Below are 25,920 nucleotides of genomic sequence, written 5' to 3' on the forward strand. Positions count from 1 at the left end.
AACCCCATCTGGTGATTATGGATTCCGGGCTCGCGACTTCGTCGCGCCCCGGAATGACGGTCTGTGTTAGTTGCTCGCTCAAGCAATCAAGAAAATGACCCATCCCGGCGAACAGTTTTATCCCGAGGGCGTGTGCTGGGACGACACCATCGTCCAGGGCTCGCTGCCTGATCTGCTGGCGAAGGCCGCGGCCGAGTACGGCCCGCGCGCCGCGCTGGAATTCCGCGACCGGCCGATCACCTATGCCGAGCTCGCCGCCATGGCCGGGCGTGCGGCCGCCGCGTTCCTGCGCGCCGGTTGCGGCAAGAACACCTCCGTCGCGCTGTTCCTCGGCAACACGCCGGACCACCCCGTCAATTTCTTCGGCGCGCTCAAGGCCGGCGCCCGCGTCGCGCATCTTTCGCCGCTCGACGGCGAGATCGCGCTGACGCACAAGGTCTCCGATTCCGGCTCGCGCCTGCTCGTCACCTCCAATCTCGCGGCGCTGCTGCCGACGGCGTTGAAGTTTCTCGAGAAGGGCCTGATCGATCGCCTGGTCGTCTGCGAGGACGACAATTGGGGCAAGGTCGGCACGCCGCAGGCGCCGATCCCCGATGATCCCCGCATCGTCACCTTCAGGACCTTCGTCGAGGGGGCGACCGCGCCGGCAGAGTGGCCGAAAGTGACCGCCGCCGACGTCGCGCTGCTGCAATATACCGGCGGCACCACCGGCCTGCCCAAGGGCGCCATGCTCACCCACGGCAATCTGACGTCTGCGGTGTCGATCTACGACGTCTGGGGCAAGCCGTCACGCGCGGCGCGCGGCGACGCCATCGAGCGCGTGATCTGCGTGCTGCCGCTGTTCCACATCTATGCGCTCACCGTCGTGCTGTTGTCCTCGCTGAGCCGCGGCCATCTGATCTCGCTGCATCAGCGCTTCGACGTCGAAGCGGTGATGCGCGACATCGAGGTCAAGCGCGCGACTTATTTTCCGGGCGTGCCGACGATGTGGATCGCGATCGCAGCCCTCCCTGATCTGGACAAGCGCGATTTCTCCTCGCTCGCCACCATCGGCTCCGGCGGCGCGCCGCTGCCGGTGGAGATCGCCAACTTCTTCGAGCGCAAGGTCGGCAAGAAGCTGCGCAGCGGCTGGGGCATGACCGAGACCTGCTCGCCCGGCACCGGCCATCCGCCGGTTGGCCCGGACAAGCCCGGCTCGATCGGCCTGATGCTGCCCGGCATCGAGCTCGACGTCGTCGCGCTGGACGATCCGACCCGCGTATTGCCGCCGGGCGAAGTCGGCGAGATACGCATCAAGGGCCCGAACGTCACCAAGGGCTACTGGAACAAGCCGGAGGGTTCGACTGATGCCTTCGTCGACGGCCGCTTCCTCACCGGCGACATCGGCTATGTCGATACCGACGGCTATTTCTTCCTGGTCGACCGCAAGAAGGACATGATCATCTCCGGCGGTTTCAACGTCTATCCGCAGATGATCGAGCAGGCGATCTACACCATTCCCGGTGTGCACGAGGTGATCGTGCTCGGCATCCCCGACCAGTACCGCGGCGAGGCCGCCAAGGCCTTCATCAAGCTGAAGCCCGGCGCAAAGCCGTTCTCGCTCGACGAGCTGCGCGCGCAGCTCGCCGGCAAGGTCGGCAAGCACGAGCTGCCGGCCGAGGTCGTGTTCGTCGACGATCTGCCGCGCACGCCGGTCGGAAAGCTGTCGCGCCACGAGTTGCGCCAGCAGCAGAAACCGTCACAATCCACGCCACTCGCATCAGGAGGTCGTTCTTGACCGACGCCGTCATCGTTTCCACCGCCCGCACCCCGATCGGCAAGGCCTATCGCGGCGCACTCAACGCCACCGAGGGCGCAACCCTGCTCGGCCACGCCATCGGCGAGGCCGTCGCGCGCGCCAAGGTCGACCCGAAGGAGGTCGAGGACGTCGTGATGGGCGCAGCGCTCCAGCAGGGCGCCACCGGCGGCAACATCGCGCGCAAGGCGCTGCTGCGTGCCGGCCTTCCCGTCACCGTCGCCGGCACCACGATCGATCGGCAATGCGCCTCCGGCCTGCAGGCGATCGCGCTCGCCGCGCGCTCGGTGATCTTCGACGGCGTCGAGATCGCGGTCGGCGGCGGCGGCGAGTCGATCTCGCTCGTGCAAAACGACAAGATGAACGGCTTCCACGCCCAGGACCCCGCTCTGCTCAAGATCAAGGGCGAGGTCTACATGCCCATGATCGACACGGCCGAAATCGTCGCCAAGCGCTACGGCATCTCGCGCGAGAAGCAGGACGAATATTCGCTGGAGAGCCAGCGCCGCACCGCGGCCGCCCAGCAGGGCGGCAAGTTCAAGGACGAGCTCGCGCCGATCACCACGCAGATGGCGGTCACCGACAAGGCGACCGGTGCCGTCTCGTTCAAGGAGGTGACGCTGTCGCAGGACGAAGGTCCACGCCCCGAGACCACGGCCGAGGGCCTTGCCGGCCTCAAGCCCGTCCGCGGCGAAGGTTTTTCGATCACCGCCGGCAATGCCAGCCAGCTCTCCGACGGCGCCAGCGCCTCCGTGATCATGAGCGACAAGGAAGCGTCCAAGCGCGGCCTCAAGCCGCTCGGCATTTTCCGCGGCTTCGTCTCCGCCGGCTGCGAGCCGGACGAGATGGGCATCGGCCCGGTCTTCGCGGTGCCGCGGCTGCTCAAGCGCCACGGCCTCACCGTCGACGACATCGGCCTCTGGGAGCTGAACGAAGCCTTCGCGGTGCAGGTGCTGTATTGCCGCGACAAGCTCGGCATCGACCCTGAGAAGATCAACGTCGACGGCGGCGCGATCGCGGTCGGCCATCCCTACGGCATGTCGGGCGCGCGCCTGACCGGCCACGCCTTGATCGAAGGCCGCCGCCGCAAGGCCAAATACGCGGTCGTCACCATGTGCGTCGGCGGAGGCATGGGCGCGGCGGGGTTGTTCGAGGTTTTGCAGTAATTCACAGGAGGATCCGATGGATCTCGCATTCACGAAAGAAGAGCAGGCGTTTCGCGAGGAAGTGCGGTCATTCTTCCGCGACAACGTGCCGCCGGACACGCGGCGCAAGCTGGTCGAGGGCCGCCACCTCTCCAAGGACGAGATGGTGACCTGGTGGCGCATCCTCAACAAGAAGGGCTGGGGCGTCAGCCACTGGCCGAAGCAATATGGCGGCACCGGCTGGACATCGGTGCAGCACTACATCTTCAACGAGGAGCTGCAGTCCTATCCGGCGCCGCAGCCGCTCGCCTTCGGCGTCAGCATGGTCGGCCCCGTCATCTACACTTTCGGCAACGAGGAGCAGAAGAAGCAGTATCTGCCGCGCATCGCCAATGTCGACGATTGGTGGTGCCAGGGCTTCTCCGAGCCCGGCTCCGGCTCCGATCTCGCTTCGCTCAAGACCAAGGCCGAACGCAAGGGCGACAAGTGGATCATCAACGGCCAGAAGACCTGGACCACGCTGGCCCAGCACGCCGACATGATCTTCTGCCTCTGCCGCACCGACAACAATGCCAAGAAGCAGATGGGCATCTCCTTCATCGTGTTCTCGATGAAGTCGAAGGGCGTCACCGTGCGCCCGATCCAGACCATCGACGGCGGCGCCGAGGTCAACGAGGTGTTCTTCGACGACGTCGAGGTGCCTGTCGAGAACCTGATCGGCGAGGAGAACAAGGGCTGGGATTACGCGAAATTCCTGCTCGGAAATGAGCGCACCGGCATCGCCCGGGTCGGCGTCTCCAAGGAGCGGCTGCGCCGCATCCGCGATCTCGCCGGCAAGGTCGAATCCGCCGGCAAGCCGATCATCCAGGACGCCGCGTTCCGCGAGAAGCTGGCGGCCTGCGAGATCGAGCTGAAGGCGCTCGAGCTGACCCAGCTGCGCGTTGTCGCCGACGAAGGCAAGCACGGCAAGGGCAAGCCCAATCCGGCCTCGTCCGTGCTGAAGATCAAGGGCTCCGAGATCCAGCAGACCACCACCGAGCTCCTGATGGAAGTGATCGGCCCGTTCGCTGCGCCCTACGATGTGCACGGCGACGACGGCTCGAACGAAGCCATGGACTGGACCGCCCAGATCGCGCCGAGCTACTTCAACAATCGCAAGGTCTCGATCTACGGCGGCTCCAACGAGATCCAGCGCAACATCATCGCCAAGGCCGTGCTGGGGCTGTGATCTTCTCCTCTCCGCGGAGGCGGGGAGGGCAATTCTTCCACCGTCATTCCGGGGCGCGACGAAGTCGCGAGCCCGGAATCCATAACCACCAATCGGGATTATGGATTCCGGGCCTGGCCCTTCGGGCCATCCCGGAATGACGAAGCCAAATAGTCCGGGTACGAGGAACCAAAGAACATGGATTTTGATTTGAACGAGGAGCAGCGGCTTCTCAAGGACAGCATCGACGGCCTGCTGACCGATTCCTACGATTTCGAGAGCCGCAAGAAATACATGAAGGAAAAGGGCGGCTGGAGCAAAGCGGTCTGGGGCAAGCTGGCCGAGCAGGGCCTGCTGGGCCTGCCCTTCGCGGAAGCCGATGGCGGCTTCGGCGGCGGCGGCGTCGAGACCATGATCGTGATGGAAGCGCTGGGCAAGGCGCTGGTGCTCGAGCCTTATCTCGCAACCGTCGTGATCGGCGGCGGCTTCCTGCGCCATGCCGGCACCGATGCGCAGAAGGCGGCGCACGTGCCCGGCATCGTCGATGGCAGCAAGACGCTGGCGTTCGCCCAGCTCGAGAAGAACTCGCGCTACGATCTGTTCGACGTCACCACGACCGCCAAGAAGAAGGGCGAGGCTTACGTCATCGACGGCGAGAAATTCGTCGTGCTCAACGGCGAGAACGCCGACACGCTCGTCGTCACCGCGCGCACCAGGGGGGATCGTCGCGACAAGACCGGCATCGGCGTATTCCTGGTGCCCGCGAACGCCAAGGGCATCACCAAGAAGTCGTACCCGACCCAGGACGGCCTGCACGCCGCCGACATCAGCTTCACCGGTGTCGAGGTCGGCAGCGACGCCGTAATCGGCAATCCCGAGGACTCGCTCGCCCTGATCGAGCGCGTCGTCGACGAGGCCCGCATCGCGCTCTGCGCCGAGGCCGTCGGCCTGATGGACGAGTCGCTCAAGACCACGGTCGAGTACATCAAGACGCGCAAGCAATTCGGCGTCGCGATCGGCTCGTTCCAGTCGCTGCAGCACCGCGCCTCCGACATGTTCGTCGCCACCGAGCAGGCGAGATCGATGTCGATGTTCGCGACCATGGCCGGTGATTTCGAGAACGCCAAGGAGCGCGCCAACGCCATCGCCGCGGCCAAGGTGCAGATCGGCAAGTCGCTGAAGTTCGTCGGCCAGCAGGCGATCCAGCTCCACGGCGGCATCGGCATGACCATGGAGGCGAAGATCGGCCACTACTTCAAGCGCCTCACCATGATCGAGAACTCGTTCGGCGACACCGACTACCACCAGCGCCGCGTCGCCGATGGCGGCGGGTTGATCTAGGTCTCTCCACCGTCATCGCGAGGAGCACTGGCGACGAAGCAATCCAGACTTTCTCAGCGGAAAGATCCTGGATTGCTTCGCTCCGCTCGCAATGACGGAGTACGCGGCGTCAGCGAGGCAACAACAATGAAAAACACCCCGTTCGATCTCACCGGCAAGGTCGCCGTGGTCACCGGCTCCAGCCGCGGCATCGGCCGCTCCTCCGCCGAGCTGCTGGCAAAGCTCGGTGCCAAGGTCGTGGTGTCCTCGCGCAAGGCCGAGGCCTGCCAGGAGGTCGCCGACGGCATCAAGGCGGCCGGCGGCGATGCCGTCGTCATTCCCTGCAACATCGCCCGCAAGGCCGAAGTCGAGGCGCTGATCGCGGGCGCAACGAAACACTACGGCAAGATCGACATCCTCGTCTGCAACGCCGCGGTCAATCCCTACTACGGCCCACTGCTCGACATCACCGACGAGGCCTTCGACAAGATCATGGGCAGCAACGTCAAGAGCAACATCTGGCTCTCGGCGCTCGCGATCCCGCAGATGGCCGAGCGCGGCAATGGCTCCGTCGTCATCATCTCCTCGATCGGGGGCCTGCGCGGCTCCACCGTGATCGGCGCCTACGGCATCTCCAAAGCCGCCGACTTCGCGCTGTGCCGCTCGCTCGCCGGCGAATGGGGCCCGAAAGGCGTCCGCGTCAACTGCATCGCGCCCGGCCTCGTCAAGACCGACTTCGCCCGCGCGCTGTGGGAAGACGAAGCCAACCTCAAGCGCCGCACCGCCACCACGCCGCTCCGCCGCATCGGCGAACCCGACGAGATCGCCGGCGCCGTCGCCTACCTCGCCTCGGATGCGTCGAGCTTCATGACCGGCCAGACCATCGTCATCGACGGCGGCGTGACCACGGCCGCGGTGTAGCTCTCTTTCACTTGCAATTTTGCCGCGAGCGCGCTCCACTTTACTCTCCCCTGAAGGGGGAGGGTCGCTCGCGCGAAGCGTGAGCGGGGTGGGGTGAAGCCACGGCAATGGTCTCCACATCAATACGCCGCGCCGCCGCGAAGAGGTTGAGGGCAAATACGACGCCGCATGAACGGATGCTTTGGCGCGCCATCAAGGAAATGCCGATCGAAGGCTCGCACTTCCGACGACAAGCACCGATCGGTTCTTGCATTGTCGACTTCTTCTGCCCGGCAAAGCGCCTGATCATCGAACTCGACGGCGGACACCATAACGAAGATGAGACGGCCGACCGAGATCGTGCACGGCAGAGCTGGCTCGAGAACGAAGGGCTATCGCGTCATTCGCTTCTGGAATTCTGAGATCACAAGCGATCTGACCGCCGTGCTCGAACGCATCCATGTCGAACTCTACGGATCGCGTGAGGCGGAAACAGCGCCCCTGAAACATCGCCGAACATAATGTTTCGAGCCCGCTTCTCTTACCCTCCCCTGGGAGGGGGAGGGTCGCTACGCATGCAGCGCAGCGAAATGCGTAGCGGGGTGGGGTGACGGTCTCTCCGCGTCGAAAGCCGCCCGTGTGGAGAGATCACCCCACCCCGTCTCACATTTCGGTTCGCTCAATGCGAGCTTACCCTCCCCCTCCAGGGGAGGGTAAGCGCCTCTCGGCTTGACCTTCCCCTGCCAATCCCCTTTTCTTGGCGCGACACAATGATCCCTCTCGGGACAACGCCAAGAAAACGCCAGGGTAGCTACCATGTCTTTCGTCCTCGCCATCGACCAGGGCACCACCTCCTCGCGCGCCATCGTGTTCCGCAGCGACATTTCCATCGCGGCCCGCGCGCAGCAGGAATTCCCGCAGCATTTCCCGGCCTCGGGCTGGGTCGAGCACGAGCCGGAGGACATCTGGACCTCGACCGTGATGGTGTGCCGCGACGCGATCGAGCAGGCCGGCATCGGCGCAAAGGACATTGCCGCGATCGGCATCACCAACCAGCGCGAGACCACCGTGGTGTGGGACCGCGCCACGGGCCAGGCCGTGCACCGCGCCATCGTCTGGCAGGACCGCCGCACCGCCGACATCTGCGCCAAACTGAAAGCAGAAGGCCGCGAGCCGGTGATCTCGCAGAAGACCGGCCTGATCATCGATCCCTATTTTTCCGGCACCAAGGTCGCATGGATCCTCGACCACGTCCCCGGCGCGCGGGCGCGTGCCGCGCGCGGCGAGCTGATGTTCGGCACCGTCGACTGCTATCTGCTGTGGCGCCTCACCGGCGGCAAGGTGCACGCCACCGACGCCACCAACGCCTCGCGCACGCTGCTGTTCAATATCCACACCGGACAGTGGGACGACGAACTCCTGGAGATCATCGGCGTGCCGCGCTCGATGCTGCCCGAGGTGAAGGATTCCTCCGCCCGCTTCGGCGAGAGCGTGCCTGATCTCTTCGGCGGCGCCATCGCCATCTCCGGCATCGCCGGCGACCAGCAGGCCGCGACCATCGGCCAGGCCTGCTTCCGCCCGGGCATGATGAAGTCCACCTACGGCACCGGCTGCTTCGCGCTGCTCAACACCGGCACCACGCCGGTCGTCTCGAAGAACAAGCTGCTCACCACGGTCGCCTATCAGCTCGCGGGAAAACGCACCTACGCGCTCGAAGGCTCGATCTTCGTCGCGGGCTCGGCGGTGCAGTGGCTGCGCGACGGCCTCGGCATCATCAAGCACGCCGCCGAGACCGGACCTCTTGCCGATCAGTCCGACTCGATGCAGAGCGTCTATCTGGTGCCGGCCTTCGTCGGCATGGGCGCGCCCTACTGGAATCCGCGCGTCCGCGGCGCGCTGTTCGGCCTCACCCGCAACACCGGCCCCGCCGAGCTCGCGCATGCCGCACTGGAGAGCGTCTGCTACCAGACCTTCGATCTCTGGGCCGCGATGCGCGCGGATTGGCCGAGCTCGGAGACCGCCAGCGTCGTGCTCCGCGTCGACGGCGGCATGACGGCGTCCGACTGGACCATGCAGCGCCTTTCCGATCTGCTCGACGCTCCGGTCGATCGCCCCGTGATCCAGGAGACCACGGCGCTGGGGGCCGCCTATCTCGCCGGCCTCGAGGCCGGCGTCTATCCCGAGCCGACCAAATTCGCCGACAACTGGCGCCTCGAGCATCGCTTCAAGCCGAACATGAGCCAGGCGACGCGCGAGCGGAAGCTCGCGGGCTGGGCGCGTGCGGTGAAGGGCGTGCTGGCGAGTGATGAGGGGGAGGGGTAGCGGCACACGCTCTCTCTCCCTGTCATTGCGAGGAGCCCTTGCGACGAAGCAATCCAGACTGCCGCCGCGGAGACAGTCTGGATTGCTTCGCTGCGCTCGCAATGACGGCGTGTGGCGCTGCTGCCGCTCCTCAAACGGCACCGTCCTTCGACCCAATACGAAGGGAAGCAACCAACCATGATCCTTCCCGATGGCTATTCCGACGTCCCCGCCGGCAAGATCGCCGCCGTCGTCACTCATCTGGAGATGACCGCGCGCCCCTCACGCCGTGACGATCCGCCAGGCGCGTGGACGCTGCGCAGGGCCGATGCCCCCGCGCTTCATTGGTATCGCGATCTCCATCGCCGTGTCGGCGAGGAGTGGTTGTGGTTTTCACGGGCGCGCATGAACGACGCCGAGCTCGCCGCAATCATCCATGCACCGGGCGTCGAGATCTATGCACTTGTCGTGGACGGCCGCGATGAAGGCCTGTTGGAGCTGGACTTTCGCGAGGCCGGCCAATGCGAGCTGGTCTATTTCGGCGTTACCGCGCCATTGATCGGGACGGGCGCGGCCCGCTTCCTGATGAACCGCGCGCTGGAGCTCGCGTGGTCACGCGACCTCCGCCGCGTCTGGGTGCACACCTGCACCTTCGACCATCCGTCCGCCGTTGCGTTCTATCAGCGCTCCGGCTTCCGCCCGTTCCGCCGCCAGATCGAGATCGCCGACGATCCGCGGCTTGATGGCACAGTGTCGCGCAATGCGGCGAGGCATGTGCCGATTATTGAATAGTCTGCGGCCTACCCCCTCACTGTCATTGCGAGGAGCCCTTGCGACCAAGCAATCCAGACTGCGCCCGCGGAGAGGTTCTGGATTGCTTCGCTACGCTCGCAATGACGGAATGCATTGCGGCCGCGCCGCCCCTCGACCCGACGGTATCGCAGCCCGGATGAGCGAAGCGACATCCGGGGCTACCGCGCCCACATGTCGCTCCGCTCATGTGTGCTTACAAACTCAAAACACGTCCTGCTTCGCCCTTGCCAGCGAAAATCCCCGCTGCATCGCGTTGAAGCATGTCAGCCCGGTCTGCTCCGACCGGCAGGTAAATCCGCCGCGTTGCCACACCTCGCCATAGGCGAGCACCGGCAACGACGGATCCATCACCGTGTCGCCGGCGCAGATGCGTCCCGCGGCTCCCTTTGCGCTCATCTCGAAGGCGTTGCCCCATTCGAGTTCGCAATCGGCGGGCCGGCGCGGGCGGCTTTCCAGGTTCATGATGTCGCAGCGAAGAACGCCCTGGCCGTTATCGGTGAAGAACTGGCAGGCGATGTTCTTCGACGGCGTCTGGAAGCCGATCGGGCGGTCCTGCGTATGGGCGATGGTTGTTGCGATCAAAAGTCCGGAAATGCCAGGCAGCAGATATCGCATGAGATCGCGCCTCGGTCCGAAATCGTCATGCCCGGACTTGAACCGGGCATCCATCCTTATCCTATAATGACCTTGTGAAGAAGATGGATTGCCGGGCCTTCGCCGCGCCGAAGGGGCTTCGGCCCGCAGGCGGGGCAAGCCCGGCAATGACGAGAGGTGACCCATGTTCCTGATCGGCCAATACGACTCCCCCTTCGTCCGCCGCGTTGCGATCGCGCTGAGGCTCTATGGGCTCGCCTTCGAGCACAGGCCGTGGTCGACCTTCGGCGATGCCGACAAGATCGCGCCCTATAATCCGCTGCGCCGGGTGCCGACGCTGGTGCTCGACGACGGCGAGTCACTGATCGAGAGCACGATCATCCTCGACTATCTCGACGAACTGGTAGGGCCAGAGAGGGCGATGCTGCCGCGAAGCGGCGCCGAGCGGCGGAAGCATCTGCGCATCTGCGCGCTCGCCTCCGGTCTCGGCGACAAGGCGGTGAGCCTGCTGTACGAGCGCGTGCTGCGGAAGGAGCAGCTTGCGCTGTGGGTCGAGCGCTGCGAGGCGCAGATCGCGGACGTTCTGAAAGCGCTGGAGGCCGAGCGCGCCAAGGTGACGACGCCGTACTGGCTGGGGATGCGCATCGGCCACGCCGATGTCGCGGTGGCCTGCGTCGTGCGCTTCACCCGCGAGGCGCACCCGCTTCTGTTCGAGGCCTCGTGCTATCCGGCGCTGTCGGCTCACGCCGACGCCTGCGAGGCGCTGGCGCCGTTCCGGGAGATCGTGCAGCCGCTGGCACCGCCGAAGGGGTGAGCCGCATCACACGCCGCTACGCGAACCCGACCTTGATCAGGATCGTCAGGAAAAGGCCGCCGACGATCGCGCAGACCGCGGCACCGATCAGCGGACCCAGCGCGCCTTCCCGGCTCGCAGGCTCCAGCACCGCCTGTCCCGGCTGGTCCGGATCGTAATAGACGTTGACCTTCTGCCCGGGACGATATTTCGCCGCGGCCTTTTCGGCGACCTCGCGCAGCCCGGAGATCATGGTGCCGCCCCAATCGACTTCGGTGCCGATGAAGTCGCGCTTGCCGACCCTGTAGGCGTAGCGCAGATCGATCTGATAGCGGTGTACAAGCTTTGACGTCGTCGGTTTATCGTCGTGGTCGGTCTTCTCCTCGATGATCTCCTCGATCACATCGCAATGCGTGACCCTGCCCGACGCGGTCGGCCAGCGCAGGCTGGCGCTCGCCAGCCGGCGCGTCCGGACATACTCGGCGACGCAGAACATGCCGCCCACGAGCACGATGATCGGCAGCGCAAACGCGAACAGCGGAACGCCGTTGTCGGCGTAGAGAACGTGGCCGGCGAGCGAATGCGCGGTCAGGGTGGCGGCGATGACGCCGAACACCATCGTGAACGCCACCAGCGCCGCGACGTTCTGCGCGGCAGCAGGTTCGAGCAGCGCCTCGGTCGGTTGCCTCGGATCGACATGGACGTCGACATGCGCGCCGACCGGATATCGTCCGGCCAGTTTTGCGGCCAGAACCCGCGTCGTGATGACGGGGCCGCCGACAAATATCTTGTCGCTTTCCAGCTCCTGGCCGCCGGCCTGATAGCGATAGCGGATGATGGGCCTGGCGTCGTTCCGATCGTCCGAGGCGTGCGCCGAGGGCTGGTCGACCCGGGAGACCGTGATGATGCCATCCACCTTGTCCCAGCTTCGCGCGGCTTGCATCCGGCCCCGCATGCGGACCAGGTTGAACAGCGTCAATCCAAACAGCAGCACGGCGATGCCGGCGGCGATCTGTGTCCACATCAATTGTTGGGCGTTCAGCATCCGATCCCCCTGATCTTCGGCGGCGACCGCCATTGGTCGCGGCGAGCGCGCGTTGCGTTCACGGCAGGGGTGAGGTGCGGCGTCGATCCTACTTCCGCGTACAGGGCTTGATCTCGCCCGTCGCGTTCTTCAGGACGATCGGGCTCGGCGACAGCCTGATGCCGAAGAACAATTGGGAGCCGGAGACCTTGTCGTCCGAGCCTTGGTGTGCCTCCAGGTCGAGCTTCGCCGCGATCTCGGAGGTCAGCTTGGCCTTCTCCTCCATCGAGATCTTGTTGTGGTATTTGATCTCGTAGACGACGTCGGCTTCCAGCACGGACCGCGTCTGGCAGACGACGCCCCCGCTCGAAATGTTCTGGGTGACCGCGTCCTCGCATTCGGCCTTCAGCAATGCATTCCGGGTCGAGATCAGCGACTCGTCGGAAATCAGCAGGATGTTGGCATTCTCGAGCTTGAGGTGGATCGAGTCGACCTGCTGCATGCCGGCGACGGCGGACAGCTTGTCCCTGACCTGCGCGGACACGTCGAGATTCTTCTCGAGCGACTGCTTGAGGTCGCGGTCCACGGTCGGTGATTTCTGGATCTTGCCGGTCAGCAGCGCGGGATCGACCTCGCAGGTCGGATGCAGCTCCAGCCGGCCGTTGGTGAGATATTCGATCGTGTTGATCGTGCCGGGGCCCCCGAACGTGCTCGGCGGCACCACCTCGAAATATCCGGTTTCGGAGAGGATCGCCGTGATCGTCTGCTTCTTTCGCGGAAATCCGACCCAGACCGCGACCATCACGAGGGCCAGCGCGACAAAGACTCCACTACCAAGCCAAAGCCATTTGCGGCTTGCTACTTGCCTGGGCAGCACAACTGACTTCGCTCGCCGCATGGCACGTAGCCTTTCGGACAGTCCGCCGAGGCAATCGTGGGCAGCACGACAAGAACGATCGCGGCGACGAAGAGTGCAATGAACTGCTTCATATGTTCGACCCCAAGCAAACCGTCGGTTTGAAGGTAGTAGACCGACAGCGTAGCGAATCAAGGTTGAGCGGACAAGTGATCGAGTTCACAAGCTGCGGGTTCCCGCGAGCGAAGTTATGTCTGTTGCTTGTGAGCCGGAGGTCCGGATGCCGCCACTTGCTCCGTCATTGCGAGCGCAGCGAAGCAATCCAGACTGTCGCCGTGGAATGCGTAACGGCCGCAGCAGGCGATGATGGAATATTACAGGTGTTTTGCCCGACGGAGCAAGCCGTTTCGGCAAGACCGAAAATCTATCGAGCTTTTTCAACCCGATCCCTACTGTGCATGGGGTTGTTTTCCCGCTTTTTGCCCTGGAGGCGGGCTATCCCGCCCCCGCGCGCTTTTTCTGCCAGACGAGATGCACCGCGCAGGTGCAGCCGGGCGGATGCGAGGCAAGCTCCTTCGACGTCTCGTCGTTCGCCGGCGTCGCCGTAAAGGCCTTGTCGGGCGCCTGCTGCGACGGGATGTAGTTCAAGACCGGCGCGAGCCAGCGCTCGGTCTCCGCCACACTCATGCCCTTGCGCGCGGCGTAGTCCTCGACCTGGTCGCGCTCGATCTTGCCGACGCCGAAATAATAGCTCTCGGGGTTCGCGAAATAGAGCCCCGACACGGAAGAGCCCGGCCACATCGCAAAGCTCTCGGTCAGCTTTACGCCGGCGGTCGCCTCGGCGTCGAGCAGCTCGAACAGCGTCGCCTTCTCGGTGTGATCGGGCTGGGCGGGATAACCGGGCGCGGGGCGGATGCCCTGGTACTTTTCGAGGATCAGATCGTCGGGCGACAGCGCCTCGTCCGGCGCATAGGCCCAGAACTCGCGGCGCACGCGGGCATGCATGCGCTCGGCGAAGGCCTCGGCGAGGCGGTCGGCCAGCGCCTTGCACAGGATCGAGGAGTAATCGTCGTTCGCCATCTTGAAGCGGTCGGCGACCACATCCTCGCCGATCCCCGCGGTGACGACGAAGCCGCCGACATAGTCGGGCACGCCCGCAGGCGCGACGAAGTCGGCGAGCGCGGCGTTGAAGCGGCCTTCGCGCTTCTCGAGCTGCTGGCGCAGCGTGTGCAGCGTCGCGATGCTCCTGGTCCGGCTCTCGTCGGCGTAGAGCACGACGTCGTCGCCGTCGGCATTCGCCGGCCAGAAGCCGACCGTCGCGCGTGCCCGGAACCATTTCTCCTTGACGATCAGGTCGAGCATTTTGCGCGCGTCGTCGTAGAGCGAGCGCGCGACCTCGCCGACCTTGGCATCGTCGAGGATGGCCGGAAAACGCCCGGCAAGCTCCCAGGTCTGGAAGAACGGCGTCCAGTCGATATAAGGCACGAGCTCGGCGAGATCGTAGTCGTCAAAGCTCCTGGTGCCGAGGAAGGTCGGCTTCACCGGCCTGTTCGCCGCGAAATCGACCGGCACGCGGTTGGCGCGCGCCGCCGCCAGCTTCAGCCGCTTCTTGTCGGCCTGCGCGCGCAGATGCGCATCCGAGATTTTTGCGTATTCGGCCCGCACCTCGGCGGCGTAGGCGTCGCGCTTCTCGGGCGACAGCAGCGAGGAGGCGACGCCGACGGCGCGGCTGGCGTCGTTGACATGGACGACGGGACCGGCGCGGTAGCTCGGGTCGATCTTCACCGCCGTGTGCACCCGGCTCGTCGTGGCGCCGCCGATCAAGAGCGGCAGCTTGAGACCTTCGCGCTGCAATTCGCCGGCGAAGAACGCCATCTCGTCGAGCGAAGGCGTGATCAGGCCGGACAGGCCGACGATGTCGGCCTTCTCCGCCTTCACGGTCTCGACGATCTTGGCGGCCGGCACCATCACGCCGAGGTCGATGACCTCGAAATTGTTGCACTGGAGCACGATGCCGACGATGTTCTTGCCGATGTCGTGGACGTCGCCCTTCACGGTCGCGAGCACGATCTTGCCGGCGGAGCTCGATCCCTCGGTGCCGATGCCGTTGGCGAGGTTGCGCGCCTTCTCCTCCTCCATGAACGGCATCAGCCAGGCCACCGCCTGCTTCATGACGCGCGCGGATTTCACCACCTGCGGCAGGAACATCTTGCCGTCGCCGAAGAGATCGCCGACCACGTTCATGCCGGCCATCAGCGGGCCCTCGATCACGTCGAGCGGACGCTTCGACGCCTTGCGGGCTTCCTCGGTATCCGTTTCGATGAACTCGGTGATCCCGTGCACCAGCGAATGCGACAGCCGCTTCTCGACCGGCCATTCGCGCCAGGCCAGATCAGCTTCCTTGGTCTGGGTCTTGTTGCCGCGGAATTTTTCCGCCAGCGCCAGCAGGCGTTCGGACGCGCCCGGATCGCGGTTGAGGACGACGTCTTCGCAGGTCTGGCGCAGCTCGGCATCGATGTCGTCATAGACGATCATCTGCCCGGCATTGACGATGCCCATGTCCATGCCGGCCTTGATGGCATGATACAGGAACACCGAATGCATGGCTTCGCGCACCGGTTCGTTGCCGCGGAACGAGAACGACAGATTGGAGACGCCGCCCGAGATGTGCGCGCCCGGCAGGTTCTTGCGGATCCAGCGCGTCGCCTCGATGAAGTCGACGCCGTAATTGTTGTGCTCCTCGATGCCGGTTGCGATCGCGAAGATGTTCGGATCGAAGATGATGTCTTCCGGCGGAAAGCCGACGCGGTCCACCAGGATGTCGTAGGCGCGCTTGCAGATCTCGGTCTTGCGCGCGAACGTGTCGGCCTGGCCGGCCTCGTCGAACGCCATCACCACGACGGCCGCGCCGTGGCGGCGGGCGATCCCGGCTTCGTGAATGAACTTGTCCTCGCCTTCCTTCATCGAGATCGAGTTGACGACCGGCTTGCCCTGCACGCATTTCAGGCCGGCCTCGATCACCGAGAATTTCGAGGAATCGACCATCACGGGGACGCGGGCGATGTCGGGCTCGGCGGCGACGAGGTTCAGGAAGGTCACCATCGCCGCTTCGGAATCGAGCAGGCCCTCGTCCATGTTGACGTCGATGATCTGCGCGCCGTTCTCGACCTGATCGCGCGCGACCTGCAGCGCGGCCGTATAGTCGCCGTTGGTGATCAGCTTGCGGAAGCGGGCCGAGCCGGTGACGTTGGTGCGTTCGCCGACGTTCACGAACGGGATGGCGTCGGTCAGGATGAATGGCTCGAGGCCGGAGAGCCTCAAGCGCGGCTCGATCTCCGGCACGATGCGCGGCTTGTGCGGCGCGACGGCTGCCGCGATCGCCGCGATATGCTCCGGCGTGGTGCCGCAGCAGCCGCCGACGATGTTGACGAGGCCGTCGCGCGCGAACTCGCCGACCAGGCGGGCCATGTATTCCGGGGTCTCGTCATACTGGCCGAATTCGTTGGGCAGGCCGGCATTGGGATAGGCGCAGACCAGCGTGTCGGCGACGCGGCCGATGTCGGCGATATGCGCGCGCAAATCTTCGGCGCCGAGTGCGCAGTTGAAGCCGATGGTGACGGGTTTGGCGTGCCGCACCGAATTCCAGAACGCCTCCGGCATCTGGCCCGACAGCAGGCGGCCGGACTTGTCGGTGATGGTGCCCGACACCATCACGGGCACGTCGATGCCGCGAGATTCGGTGATCTCGGCGATCGCATAGAGCGCCGCCTTGGCGTTCAGCGTGTCGAAGATGGTCTCGACCAGCAGCAGGTCGACGCCGCCGTCGAGCATGCCGTTGATTTGCTCGCCATAGGATTTGCGCAAGTCGTCGAAAGTGACGGCGCGGTAGCCGGGATTGGAAACGTCGGGAGAGATAGAGGCGGTGCGGGTGGTGGGGCCAATCGCGCCGGCGACGAAGCGCGGCTTGCCGTCCTCGGCCTCGACGCGCCGTGCGGCATTGCCGGCAAGGCGGGCGCCTTCGCGCGCCATCTCGTAGACGATGCCGGTGAGATCGTAATCGGCCTGCGCGATCGAGGTCGTGGAGAAGGTGTTGGTGGCGACGATGTCGGCGCCGGCGCGCAAATACGCGGCGTGGATGTCCTCGATCGCCTGCGGCTGGGTCAGGATCAAGAGATCGTTGTTGCCGCGCAGGTCGCGATGAAAATTCTTGAAGCGCTCGCCGCGGAAGGCGGCCTCGTCGAACTGGAGGTTCTGGATCATCGTGCCCATGGCGCCGTCGAGCACGAGGATGCGCTCGCGCGCGGCATTGAGCAGGGCGGTACGCTTCGGAGAGGTGGGTACGGTCATGTTGTCTTACGCCGCCTTCTGCGCGCTCTTGGCGCGGATGCCGAGCAAATGGCTGATCGCGAACACGAGATCGGCGCGGTTCATGGTGTAGAAATGGAAGGTGTCGACGCCGTGCTTGGCGAGCTTCTGCACCTGGCCGGCTGCGACGGTGGCAGCCACCAGCTTGCGGGTCTCGGCGTCGTCATCGAGGCCCTCGAATTTCGCGGCGAACCAGTCCGGCACGGAGGTGCCGGCACGGGTGACGAAGGCTCTGGCCTGCTTGAAATTGTGCATCGGCATGATGCCCGGCACGATCGGGATGTCGATGCCGCGGGCGCGGACGCGGTCGAGATAGCGGAAGTAGAGGTCGTTGTCGAAGAAGACCTGCGTGATCGCGCGCGCAGCGCCGGCGTCGACCTTGGCCTTCAGCGTGTCGATGTCGGCGTCGAAGTCGCGCGCCTCAGGGTGCTTCTCGGGGTAGGCCGAAACCGACACCTCGATGTCCGCGTGCCGCGTCTTGATGCCGGCGACGAGGTCTGCGGAGCTCTGGTAGCCGTCGGGATGGCTCGAATAGGGCGTGCCGATGCCGCCGGCGGGATCGCCGCGCAAGGCAACGATGTGGCGGACGCCGACCTCGTGATAGCGGTCGACGATCTCGTCGATCTCGCCGCGCGAGGCGCCGACACAGGTCAGATGCGCGGCCGGCAGCAGCGCCGTTTCCTTGAGGATGCGCGAGATGGTCGAATGGGTGCGCTCGCGGGTCGAGCCGCCGGCGCCATAGGTCACCGAGACGAATTTCGGGTCGAGCGGGGCCAGCCGGTTGATGGTGTCCCAGAGATTGCGCTCCATATCTGCCGTCTTGGGCGGAAAGAACTCGAAGGAGATCGCAGGCCGCTTCAGGTACCCATCTTGCCCGTCGGCTTGGGCGGGAATCGTCGCGTTAGTCATGGCACCACTCACTCCAATTTCAGGCGACCGGCGGTCAGGTCCAGCTTCGAAGGTCCAAGATAGGGCAAAGGCGGCTTGATCGACAGCCCATCAATGATGGGAAGTGGCCCACTTCACACGTATTATGTTGAATTTTAGCTCCTATCCGCTATATCGTGGGATGGTCACCGATCCATAAATATATCAGTATTGCAATACTTTATTGGATCTTTGGATGCTTGACGAGGCAACTAAGGGTGTGGGCCACGTGAATTTCTGATGATTGAGAGTGTCGCTTGTCCCAACCATTCGCTAAGGGCGAGCCGGCCTGCCGCCCGCACGTCAGATCTGCGCAGCCTGCCCATTGCCGCCGCGCTGCCCTCCACTACGTTAACGCGCGATGATCCCGCTCTCAGTCCTCGACCTCTCCGTCGTCACCACAGGCACCAAGCCCGCCGCGGCGCTGCGCAACAGCATCGATCTGGCGCGCCATGTCGACGGGCTCGGCTATGTCCGCTACTGGCTCGCCGAGCACCACAATCTCGCTTCCGTCGCGAGCCCTGCGCCCGACGTGATGATCGGGCAGATCGCGGCGGTGACGAAGCACATCCGCGTCGGCTCGGGCGGCGTGATGCTGCCCAACCACGCCCCGTTGGTCGTGGCCGAGCGTTTCAAGATGCTGGAGGCGCTGTTTCCCGGCCGCATCGATCTTGGCCTTGGCCGCGCACCCGGCACCGATGGCGCCACGGCGTACGCGCTTCGCAGCCGGCTCGATCGCCGCGAGGGCGACGATTTCCTGGAGCGGCTGCACGAATTGATCCTGTGGCAGACCCGCGAATTCCCTGCTGGGCATCCCTACCACAACGTCGTCGCGATGCCCGACGACACGCCGTTGCCGCCGATCTGGCTGCTCGGCTCCAGCGATTATTCCTCGGAATTGGCGGCGCAAGTCGGCATGGGCTTCGCCTTCGCCCATCATTTCGCGTCCCACGACGCGATCGATGCGATGGTGCATTACCGCAATCGCTTCCAGCCCTCGGCCTGGAGTGCGAGCCCGCGCGCGATTCTCGCGGTCGCTGCTATCGTTGCCGATACCGACGAGGAGGCCGAAAAGCTAGCCACCTCGTTCGATCTCAACCGCCTGCGCCGCGACCGCGGCCAGTATCTGCCGTTGCCGAGCGTCGAGGAGGCGACGGCCTATCCCTATACGGCGTCCGAGCGCACCTCGATCCTGCGCAACCGCTCGCGCCTCTTCGTGGGCAATCCGGTGACGGTGCAGAAAAAGCTTCAGCCATTGATCGATGCCAGCAAGCCGGACGAGTTGATGGTGATCACGGCGGTCTACGACCACGACGCGCGAAAGAGGTCGTATTCGCTGCTGGCCGAGGCGTTCGGGCTCAGAGCGGCCGCGTAAACACTATCGTGCCCCGGACGCATCGCCCTTCAGCGGTGCGCTGCAGAGCCGGGGCCCATTGGAGCTTCTGGATCCCGGCTCGCGCTCCGCGCGTCCGGGACACGATTTCAATCCTGCTGCGTCTCGCTGAATGTCGCGCGGAATGGATGCCCCGGATACACGCCGACGATGCGGAATTCGCGCGAGAAGAATTTCAGTTCCTCGATGGCGAAGGCGAGGCCCTTGTCCTCGGGGTGGCCGTCGACATCGGCGTAAAACTGCGTGGCGAAGAAATTGCCGTCGACCATGTAGCTCTCGAGCTTGGTCATGTTGACGCCGTTGGTGGCAAAGCCGCCGAGCGCCTTGTAGAGCGCGGCCGGCAAATTGCGCACCCGGAACACGAAAGTCGTGACCAGCGGACCTGAGCCTTGCGCGGCCCATTTCGGTTCGCGCGCCAGCACCACGAAGCGCGTGGTGTTGTGCGCCTCGTCCTCGATATCCTCGGCGAGGATGTCGAGGCCGTAGATCTGTGCGGCGAGGCGCGAGGCGATCGCGGCGACGGTCTTGTTGTTGCGCTCGGAGATGTCGCGGGCGCTGCCTGCGGTGTCGGCGTGCACGATCGGCTTGATGCCGAGCTTGCGGATGATGCGGCGGCACTGGCCGAGCGCATGCACATGGCTCTCGACGCTCTTGATGTCCTCGAGCTTGGTCCCCTTCACCGCCATCAGCTGGTGCCGGACCGGCAAGAACCATTCGCCGATGATGAAGAGGCCGGAGGCCGGCAGTAGATGATGGATGTCGGCGACGCGGCCCGCGACCGAATTCTCGATCGGGATCATGCCGAGATCGGCCTCGCCCGAAGAGATCGCCGACAGCGCGTCTTCGAAGGTGGCGCAGGGCATCGGCTCGGCGTCGGGATAGGCTTCGACGATAGCGATGTGGGAATTGGCCCCAGGCTCACCCTGGAATGCGATTTTCATCTTGCTCATGCTCGGCTTTGTAACAGCGGCTCAGGATTTGGAAAGGATGCTGCGCGCGGTCTCAAGGTCCGCCGGCGTGTCGACCCCGCGGGGCACGGTATCGACGATGGTAAAGTCGATGCGCATTCCGGCTTCCAGGGCCCGGAGCTGCTCGAGCTTCTCCTGTAATTCCAGCGGCGAGGGCGGCAGCGAGACGTAGCGCTCCAGCGCGGCGCGGCGGTAGGCGTAGAGGCCGATATGGTGGTAACGCGGTCCGTCGCCGGTCGGCGCCGTGGCGCGGGTGAAATAAAGTGCGCGCATGCGCCTGCCACCGAGCGAGGTCCCGATCGCCTTCACGACGCTCGGTGCGAGGTCCTCCTCCTGGGTGTGGATCTGCGAGGCCAGCGTCGCGATGTCCACGGCCGGATCCTGCAGCGGCGGCAGCACCTCGCGGATGTTGTCGATCGTAATGGTCGGGAAATCGCCCTGGAGATTGACCACGATCTCGGCCTTGCCGTCCGGATCGAGCTTCTGCATGGCCTCGTGGATACGGTCGGAGCCGGAGGGGTGCTCCGGGCGTGTCATCACGGCCTCGCCGCCATGGGCAGTGACGACCGAGGCGATCTCGGCCGTGTCGGTTGCGACCGCCACCCGGCCGATTCGGGCGGCTTCGGCGCGGCGCATCACGTGCACGATCATCGGCAATCCCGCGATATCGGCGAGCGGCTTGCCGGGCAGGCGGGTGGCGGCCATGCGGGCCGGGATCAGCACCAGGATGCGGGGATCGGTCATCGGGTCAAGGGCCTGGAAACGGGGCGTTTTCCGCGCCGAGAAATGGGGTGGGGACGGGCCTGAAGCCCGCTCGCTTATACGGGTTGCCAGACCCCGGGCAAACCGATATCTCAATGGCAAAACTCGGGGAAACAATAAGGAATGTTTGATTCTCCCGAGGCTCGTCCTGGCGGCCGTTCGGCCGCTGTTCCTTCTTGCGGTGTGGGGCCTGGCCGGAAATGGACTCTTTCGAACTGAACAAGATTCTCGGTGCCGTGCTCGGCACCTGTCTGATTCTGCTGGTGACGAGCTTCACCGCGAGTGCGCTGTTCTCGCCCAAGATGCCGGAAAAGCCGGGCTTCGAGATCGCCGTGAAGGAAGACGCCGGCCACGGCAAGGAAGGCGGCGCTCCTGCCGCAGCCTCCGAGCCGATCGAGAAGCTGCTCCAGACCGCCTCGGTCGAAAAGGGCGCCTCCGCCGCCAAGAAGTGCGGCGCTTGCCATACCTTCGAGAAGGGCGGCCCGAATCGCGTTGGTCCGAACCTCTTTGGCGTCGTCGGCGACCATGTCGGCGAGGGCCGTGGCGGCTTCAACTTCTCGGCCGCGATGAAGAGCAAGGGCGGCACCTGGGATTTCGATGCGCTCAACAAGTTCATCGCAAATCCCAAGGCGGCTGTCCCTGGCACTGCGATGGGCTTTGCCGGCATCCCGAAGGATAGCGAGCGTGCCGACGTGATCGCTTACCTGAACAGTCTCTCCGACAGCCCGAAGCCGCTGCCGACCGCGGCAAAGTAGGTTTCTCGGCATTGAGTTGGACTATGCGGCCAGGCTGAAAAGCCTGGCCGTTTTCATATCCGGGCCTCGCGGTGACGTTATCGGGGCGTTTGGCCGCATTGGATGGAGCGGCCGGGCTTCCAAGATGAGGAAAAAGCAACATATTCCGTCGAAACCTCGCCTATATTGGGACCTTAAAGGAGTAGCCTCCTTCAAGACAGGAATGTTGATTTGGCCATTACCCGACGCGATCTCCTGCTCACCGGCACTGCTGCCGCAGCGCTTCCCGCCCTCGGTGTTCCCGTTGTTGGATCGGCGCAGGCGCAGCCGGCGAGCGAACTCCCATGGCGCCACGCGCTGTCGCTATTCGGAAAGGTCAAGTACCCCGCCGACTTCAAGCGCTTCGACTACGTCAATCCGGAAGCGCCCAAAGGCGGCGTCGCGCGCCAGATCGCCGTCGGCACCTTCGACAATTTCAACATCGTCGTTTCGGGTGTGAAGGGGCAGGTCGCCGGTGCCGTGGCGTTCATCTACGAAACGCTTCTGACACCCTCGCTCGACGAAGTTTCGACCGAATATGGCGCGCTGGCCGAGGCCGTCAGCCACCCCGCTGATTTCTCCTTCGTCACCTATCGTTTGCGGCCGCAGGCCAAATGGCACGACGGCCAGCCGGTCACCCCGGACGACGTGATCTTCTCGCTCGATTCCTTCAAGAAGCACCACCCGATGTACTCGGCGTACTACAGCCATGTGGTGAAGGCCGAGAAGGTCGGCGAGCGCGAGGTGAAGTTCGTGTTCGATGCGCCGGGCAATCGCGAACTGCCGCAGATCGTCGGGCAGCTCACGGTCTTGCCGAAGCATTGGTGGGAGGGGACGGACGCGCAGGGCCGCAAGCGGGATGTCTCCGCCACCACGCTTGAAGTGCCGCTGGGTTCGGGTCCCTACAGGGTCAAGGAATTCGTTGCCGGACGGTCGATCGCGCTGGAGCGCGTCAAGGATTATTGGGGGCGCGACTTCGCCGCCAATGTGGGCCGCAACAATTTCGACGAGATGCGCTACGAGTATTTCCGCGATGCCACCGTCGCGATCGAGGCTTTCAAGGCCGATCAGGTGGACTGGCGCACCGAGAACAGCGCAAAGAACTGGGCGACGGCCTACGACTTCCCGGCCGTGAGCGAAAAGCGCGTGATCCTCGAGGAGTTCGCCAATCGCAGCTCGGGCGTCATGCAGGCTTTCGTGCCCAACCTGCGCCGCGCCAAGTTCAAGGATCCTCGCGCGCGTCGTGCGCTCAACTGTGCGTTCGATTTCGAGGAAATGAACAAGCAGATCTTCTACGGCCAGTACAAGCGCATCAGCAGTTATTTCGACGGCATCGACGAGCTCATGGCGACCGGCTTGCCGCAGGGCAAGGAGCTAGAGATCCTCGAGACCGTCCGCGCCGAGGTCCCGCCCGAAGTCTTCACGACGGCCTACACCAATCCGGTCGGCGGCAGTCCGGAAGCCGTGCGCGACAATCTGCGTGAGGCGCTGCGCCTGTTCAAGGAAGCCGGCTACGAGGTGCGCGACCGCAAGCTGGTCGACGTCAAGACCGGCGCTCAGTTCTCCCTGGAGTTGCTGAACTCGGATCCGAGCTTCGAGCGGATCACGCTGTTCTACAAGCCGTCGCTGGAACGGCTCGGCATCGCTGTCAGCGTGCGGACGGTCGACCCGACTCAATACGAGAACAGGACCCGCGAGTGGGATTTCGACATCGTCACTAATTCCTGGGGCGAGTCGCAGTCGCCGGGCAATGAGCAGCGCGAATTCTGGTCGTCGAAGTCGGCCGACATCCCGGGGTCGCGCAACATTGCCGGCATCAAGAATCCGGCGATCGACAAACTGGTCGAGCGGGTGATCTACGCCACGGGGCGCGACGATCTCGTCGCGGCAACCAAGGCGCTCGACCGCGTGCTGCTGTGGAACCATTACGTCGTGCCGCAATGGACCTATTCGAAGGTCCGCACCGCCCGCTGGGATCGTTTCGGTCGGCCGGCGGAGTTGCCCAAATACGGCCAGTCCGGCTTCCCGTTCATCTGGTGGTACGACGCGGACAAGGCGGCGCGGATCGCAAAGAAGTCGTGAAGGACATCCCCCGCATGACGCAGATGTCACGCCGCCATGTGCTGTCCTTCGGTGTCGGCGGTGCCCTCGGTGCGTCCCTTGGCGCGCCGCTGTTGCGCAGCGCGGCGGCGTCGGAAGCGGAGACCGAGGCGCACGGCATCTCGGCGTTCGGCGATCTCAAGTACCCGGCCGACTTCCGCCATTTCGACTATGTCAATCTCGACGCGCCGAAGGGGGGCACGTTCTCGCTGATTCCTTCCGTGCGCGCGTATAATCAGTCCTATCAGACCTTCAACTCGCTCAACGCCTTCATCCTGAAAGGGGATGGCGCGCAAGGCATGGACATGACGTTTGCGCCGCTGATGCTGCGCGCGAATGACGAGCCGGACGCGATGTACGGGCTTGCCGCCAGATCCGTGCGGATATCGCCGGACAGGCTGGTCTATCGCTTCACGATGCGGCCCGAGGCGAAATTCCACGACGGCGCCAAGCTCACTGCGCACGATGCTGCGTTTTCGCTGACCGCACTGAAGACCAAGGGCCATCCGCTGATCATCGTGCAGCTGCGCGACATGGTCAGCGCGGAAGCGATCGACGATGCGACGCTTGTCGTGACCTTCGCCAAGGGGCGAGCACGTGACGTTCCGCTCTATGTGGCGAGCCTGCCGATCTTCTCGAAAGCGTATTATGCGTCCCGGCCGTTCGACGAAACGTCTCTGGAGATCCCGCTGGGCTCGGGTCCGTACAAGGTCGGCAAGTTCGAGGTCAATCGCTACATCGAGTTCGAGCGGGTGAAGGACTGGTGGGCCGCCGGCCTGCCGCCTTGTCGCGGCAGCTACAATTTCGACGTCGTGCGCTACGAATTCTATCGCGACCGCGATGTCGCCTTCGAGGGGTTCACCGGCAAGAATTATCTCTACCGCGAGGAGTTCACCTCCCGCATCTGGGCGACGCGCTATGACTTCCCCGCCGCGAAGGATGGTCGCGTCAAGATGGAGGTCGTGCCCGACGACACGCCGTCCGGTGCGCAAGGCTGGTTCATCAACACGCGGCGTGACAAATTCAGGGATCCTCGCGTACGCGAGGCCCTGATCGATGCCTTCGACTTCGAGTGGACCAACAAGACCATCATGTACGGTGCCTATGCCCGTACGGTGTCGCCGTTCCAGAATTCGGACCTCATGGCGAGCGACGGGCCGCCGTCACCGGAGGAGCTCAAGCTGCTGGAGCCTTTTCGCGGCCGGGTTCCCGACGAGGTGTTCGCCGCACCGTTCACGCCGCCGGTCTCGGACGGCTCCGGTCAGGACCGCAGCCTGCTGCGCAAGGCGCAGCAATTGCTGAGCGAGGCCGGCCTGCCGATCAAGGACGGCAAGAGGGTGCTGCCGAACGGCGAGATCTTCAGGATCGAATTCCTGTTGGACGAGGCTTCGTTCCAGCCGCACCATGCGCCCTACATCAAGAATCTTGCGACGCTCGGGATCGAAGCGAGCGTGCGCCTGGTCGATGCCGTGCAACACAAGGCGCGCCAGGAAGATTTCGACTTCGACATGACGATCCAGCGCTTCAGCATGTCGGCGACTCCGGGCGATGCCATGCGCGCGTTCTTTTCTTCGCAGGTCGCCGCAACCAAGGGCTCGTACAATCTCGCTGGCGTCGCCAGCCCTGCCATCGATGCCATGATCGAGAAGATCATGGCGGCCGACAACCGCGAGGAATTGACTGTCGCCTGCCGTGCCTTTGACCGACTGTTTCGCGCCGGCCGCTATTGGGTGCCGCAATGGTATAACAAGACGCACCGGCTTGCTTACTGGGATCAGTTCGGTCATCCGCAAAAGCTACCGCGCTACGCCAATGGCGTCGGCGCCCCCGATATCTGGTGGTCCGACCCCGCCAAGGTCGCCAAGCTCGAGCAGGCAAAATAGC

At 64.6% G+C, this 25,920-nt stretch carries 21 protein-coding genes; 14 read left to right on the plus strand and 7 right to left on the minus strand.

Annotation, left to right across the window (positions count from 1 at the left end; translation table 11 throughout):
* Nucleotides 1-94 precede the first annotated feature (94 nt).
* The 9 genes from pimA to OC450_RS16015 all read left to right on the plus strand — a co-directional run bounded on the left by pimA (nt 95) and on the right by OC450_RS16015 (nt 9,460).
* Nucleotides 95-1,777, plus strand: a complete 1,683-nt coding sequence (gene pimA, locus OC450_RS15975) for a dicarboxylate--CoA ligase PimA (RefSeq protein WP_256805621.1) — start codon at nt 95-97, stop codon at nt 1,775-1,777.
* Nucleotides 1,774-2,961, plus strand: a complete 1,188-nt coding sequence (locus tag OC450_RS15980; protein WP_211382037.1) for an acetyl-CoA C-acyltransferase — start codon at nt 1,774-1,776, stop codon at nt 2,959-2,961. Before pimA ends, OC450_RS15980 begins: the two co-directional genes overlap by 4 nt.
* A gap of 16 nt (nt 2,962-2,977) precedes the next feature.
* The gene (pimC, locus tag OC450_RS15985) at nt 2,978-4,168 is read left to right on the plus strand and encodes a pimeloyl-CoA dehydrogenase large subunit (RefSeq protein WP_211382038.1); all 1,191 of its coding nucleotides are present in this window, start codon (nt 2,978-2,980) and stop codon (nt 4,166-4,168) included.
* A gap of 177 nt (nt 4,169-4,345) precedes the next feature.
* Entirely contained in the window at nt 4,346-5,488 is a 1,143-nt protein-coding gene (pimD, locus tag OC450_RS15990) for a pimeloyl-CoA dehydrogenase small subunit (protein WP_256805622.1), read from the plus strand.
* Between the two features lie 126 nt (nt 5,489-5,614).
* Complete coding sequence (locus OC450_RS15995; protein ID WP_256805623.1) at nt 5,615-6,388, plus strand: SDR family NAD(P)-dependent oxidoreductase; 774 nt, start codon at nt 5,615-5,617, stop codon at nt 6,386-6,388.
* A gap of 107 nt (nt 6,389-6,495) precedes the next feature.
* The gene (locus OC450_RS16000; protein ID WP_256805624.1) at nt 6,496-6,789 is read left to right on the plus strand and encodes an endonuclease domain-containing protein; all 294 of its coding nucleotides are present in this window, start codon (nt 6,496-6,498) and stop codon (nt 6,787-6,789) included.
* Nucleotides 6,707-6,889, plus strand: a complete 183-nt coding sequence (locus tag OC450_RS16005; RefSeq protein WP_256805625.1) for a DUF559 domain-containing protein — start codon at nt 6,707-6,709, stop codon at nt 6,887-6,889. Before OC450_RS16000 ends, OC450_RS16005 begins: the two co-directional genes overlap by 83 nt.
* A 294-nt stretch (nt 6,890-7,183) precedes the next feature.
* Entirely contained in the window at nt 7,184-8,689 is a 1,506-nt protein-coding gene (gene glpK, locus OC450_RS16010) for a glycerol kinase GlpK (RefSeq protein ID WP_256805626.1), read from the plus strand.
* Between the two features lie 177 nt (nt 8,690-8,866).
* Nucleotides 8,867-9,460: a GNAT family N-acetyltransferase gene (locus OC450_RS16015; protein WP_262048312.1), complete on the plus strand. Its 594-nt coding sequence runs from the start codon at nt 8,867-8,869 to the stop codon at nt 9,458-9,460.
* A 222-nt stretch (nt 9,461-9,682) separates the two neighbouring features.
* Here the strand turns inward: OC450_RS16015 and OC450_RS16020 are convergent, their stop codons facing one another.
* Nucleotides 9,683-10,096: a DUF6636 domain-containing protein gene (locus OC450_RS16020; RefSeq protein ID WP_256805627.1), complete on the minus strand. Its 414-nt coding sequence runs from the start codon at nt 10,094-10,096 to the stop codon at nt 9,683-9,685.
* Nucleotides 10,097-10,259: 163 nt separating this feature from the next.
* On the opposite strand from OC450_RS16020, the gene OC450_RS16025 reads away from it, so the two are divergent.
* A complete protein-coding gene (locus OC450_RS16025; RefSeq protein ID WP_256805628.1) occupies nt 10,260-10,889 on the plus strand; it encodes a glutathione S-transferase family protein in 630 nt (209 codons plus the stop codon).
* A gap of 16 nt (nt 10,890-10,905) precedes the next feature.
* Here the strand turns inward: OC450_RS16025 and OC450_RS16030 are convergent, their stop codons facing one another.
* The 4 genes from OC450_RS16030 to metF form a co-directional block, all read right to left on the minus strand.
* A complete protein-coding gene (locus OC450_RS16030) occupies nt 10,906-11,913 on the minus strand; it encodes a DUF3592 domain-containing protein (RefSeq protein ID WP_256805629.1) in 1,008 nt (335 codons plus the stop codon).
* A gap of 88 nt (nt 11,914-12,001) precedes the next feature.
* Nucleotides 12,002-12,769 (minus strand): hypothetical protein, encoded by a 768-nt coding sequence (locus OC450_RS16035; protein WP_256805630.1) that lies wholly within the window; start codon nt 12,767-12,769, stop codon nt 12,002-12,004.
* Between the two features lie 474 nt (nt 12,770-13,243).
* On the minus strand, nt 13,244-17,095 hold the full coding sequence (metH, locus tag OC450_RS16040) for a methionine synthase (RefSeq protein WP_262048255.1): 3,852 nt from the start codon (nt 17,093-17,095) through the stop codon (nt 13,244-13,246).
* Between the two features lie 6 nt (nt 17,096-17,101).
* Nucleotides 17,102-18,022 carry a methylenetetrahydrofolate reductase [NAD(P)H] gene (gene metF, locus OC450_RS16045; protein WP_211382047.1) on the minus strand — a complete coding sequence of 307 codons (921 nt, stop codon included), beginning with the start codon at nt 18,020-18,022 and terminating at the stop codon, nt 17,102-17,104.
* A gap of 379 nt (nt 18,023-18,401) precedes the next feature.
* Between metF and OC450_RS16050 the strand changes: the two genes are divergently transcribed.
* Nucleotides 18,402-19,415 (plus strand): LLM class flavin-dependent oxidoreductase, encoded by a 1,014-nt coding sequence (locus OC450_RS16050; RefSeq protein ID WP_211382048.1) that lies wholly within the window; start codon nt 18,402-18,404, stop codon nt 19,413-19,415.
* A 107-nt stretch (nt 19,416-19,522) separates the two neighbouring features.
* On the opposite strand, the gene OC450_RS16055 is transcribed toward OC450_RS16050, so the two are convergent.
* Both OC450_RS16055 and OC450_RS16060 read right to left on the minus strand, forming a co-directional pair.
* Nucleotides 19,523-20,383 carry a prephenate dehydratase gene (locus OC450_RS16055; protein ID WP_211382049.1) on the minus strand — a complete coding sequence of 287 codons (861 nt, stop codon included), beginning with the start codon at nt 20,381-20,383 and terminating at the stop codon, nt 19,523-19,525.
* A gap of 21 nt (nt 20,384-20,404) precedes the next feature.
* The gene (locus OC450_RS16060; protein WP_211382050.1) at nt 20,405-21,145 is read right to left on the minus strand and encodes a 3-deoxy-manno-octulosonate cytidylyltransferase; all 741 of its coding nucleotides are present in this window, start codon (nt 21,143-21,145) and stop codon (nt 20,405-20,407) included.
* A 218-nt stretch (nt 21,146-21,363) separates the two neighbouring features.
* Between OC450_RS16060 and OC450_RS16065 the strand changes: the two genes are divergently transcribed.
* The 3 genes from OC450_RS16065 to OC450_RS16075 all read left to right on the plus strand — a co-directional run bounded on the left by OC450_RS16065 (nt 21,364) and on the right by OC450_RS16075 (nt 25,919).
* The gene (locus OC450_RS16065) at nt 21,364-21,918 is read left to right on the plus strand and encodes a c-type cytochrome (protein ID WP_211382051.1); all 555 of its coding nucleotides are present in this window, start codon (nt 21,364-21,366) and stop codon (nt 21,916-21,918) included.
* A gap of 210 nt (nt 21,919-22,128) precedes the next feature.
* A complete protein-coding gene (locus tag OC450_RS16070) occupies nt 22,129-24,018 on the plus strand; it encodes an extracellular solute-binding protein (protein ID WP_262048256.1) in 1,890 nt (629 codons plus the stop codon).
* A 14-nt stretch (nt 24,019-24,032) separates the two neighbouring features.
* Entirely contained in the window at nt 24,033-25,919 is a 1,887-nt protein-coding gene (locus OC450_RS16075) for an extracellular solute-binding protein (RefSeq protein WP_262048257.1), read from the plus strand.
* Nucleotide 25,920: the final 1 nt, after the last annotated feature.

Origin of the sequence: Bradyrhizobium sp. Bra78 (assembly GCF_024519855.1) — a bacterium.
GTDB classification, from domain to species: domain Bacteria; phylum Pseudomonadota; class Alphaproteobacteria; order Rhizobiales; family Xanthobacteraceae; genus Bradyrhizobium; species Bradyrhizobium japonicum_G.

What these genes read in the sequence shown, in the direction of transcription:
- pimA (WP_256805621.1), top strand. Translation starts at nt 95, where the DNA reads ATGACCCATCCCGGCGAACAGTTTTATCCCGAGGGCGTGTGCTGGGAC.
- pimC (WP_211382038.1), top strand. Translation starts at nt 2,978, where the DNA reads ATGGATCTCGCATTCACGAAAGAAGAGCAGGCGTTTCGCGAGGAAGTG.
- pimD (WP_256805622.1), top strand. Translation starts at nt 4,346, where the DNA reads ATGGATTTTGATTTGAACGAGGAGCAGCGGCTTCTCAAGGACAGCATC.
- OC450_RS15995 (WP_256805623.1), top strand. Translation starts at nt 5,615, where the DNA reads ATGAAAAACACCCCGTTCGATCTCACCGGCAAGGTCGCCGTGGTCACC.
- OC450_RS16000 (WP_256805624.1), top strand. Translation starts at nt 6,496, where the DNA reads ATGGTCTCCACATCAATACGCCGCGCCGCCGCGAAGAGGTTGAGGGCA.
- OC450_RS16005 (WP_256805625.1), top strand. Translation starts at nt 6,707, where the DNA reads ATGAGACGGCCGACCGAGATCGTGCACGGCAGAGCTGGCTCGAGAACG.
- glpK (WP_256805626.1), top strand. Translation starts at nt 7,184, where the DNA reads ATGTCTTTCGTCCTCGCCATCGACCAGGGCACCACCTCCTCGCGCGCC.
- OC450_RS16015 (WP_262048312.1), top strand. Translation starts at nt 8,867, where the DNA reads ATGATCCTTCCCGATGGCTATTCCGACGTCCCCGCCGGCAAGATCGCC.
- OC450_RS16020 (WP_256805627.1), bottom strand. Translation starts at nt 10,096, where the DNA reads ATGCGATATCTGCTGCCTGGCATTTCCGGACTTTTGATCGCAACAACC.
- OC450_RS16025 (WP_256805628.1), top strand. Translation starts at nt 10,260, where the DNA reads ATGTTCCTGATCGGCCAATACGACTCCCCCTTCGTCCGCCGCGTTGCG.
- OC450_RS16030 (WP_256805629.1), bottom strand. Translation starts at nt 11,913, where the DNA reads ATGCTGAACGCCCAACAATTGATGTGGACACAGATCGCCGCCGGCATC.
- metH (WP_262048255.1), bottom strand. Translation starts at nt 17,095, where the DNA reads ATGACCGTACCCACCTCTCCGAAGCGTACCGCCCTGCTCAATGCCGCG.
- metF (WP_211382047.1), bottom strand. Translation starts at nt 18,022, where the DNA reads ATGACTAACGCGACGATTCCCGCCCAAGCCGACGGGCAAGATGGGTAC.
- OC450_RS16050 (WP_211382048.1), top strand. Translation starts at nt 18,402, where the DNA reads ATGATCCCGCTCTCAGTCCTCGACCTCTCCGTCGTCACCACAGGCACC.
- OC450_RS16055 (WP_211382049.1), bottom strand. Translation starts at nt 20,383, where the DNA reads ATGAGCAAGATGAAAATCGCATTCCAGGGTGAGCCTGGGGCCAATTCC.
- OC450_RS16060 (WP_211382050.1), bottom strand. Translation starts at nt 21,145, where the DNA reads ATGACCGATCCCCGCATCCTGGTGCTGATCCCGGCCCGCATGGCCGCC.
- OC450_RS16065 (WP_211382051.1), top strand. Translation starts at nt 21,364, where the DNA reads ATGGACTCTTTCGAACTGAACAAGATTCTCGGTGCCGTGCTCGGCACC.
- OC450_RS16075 (WP_262048257.1), top strand. Translation starts at nt 24,033, where the DNA reads ATGACGCAGATGTCACGCCGCCATGTGCTGTCCTTCGGTGTCGGCGGT.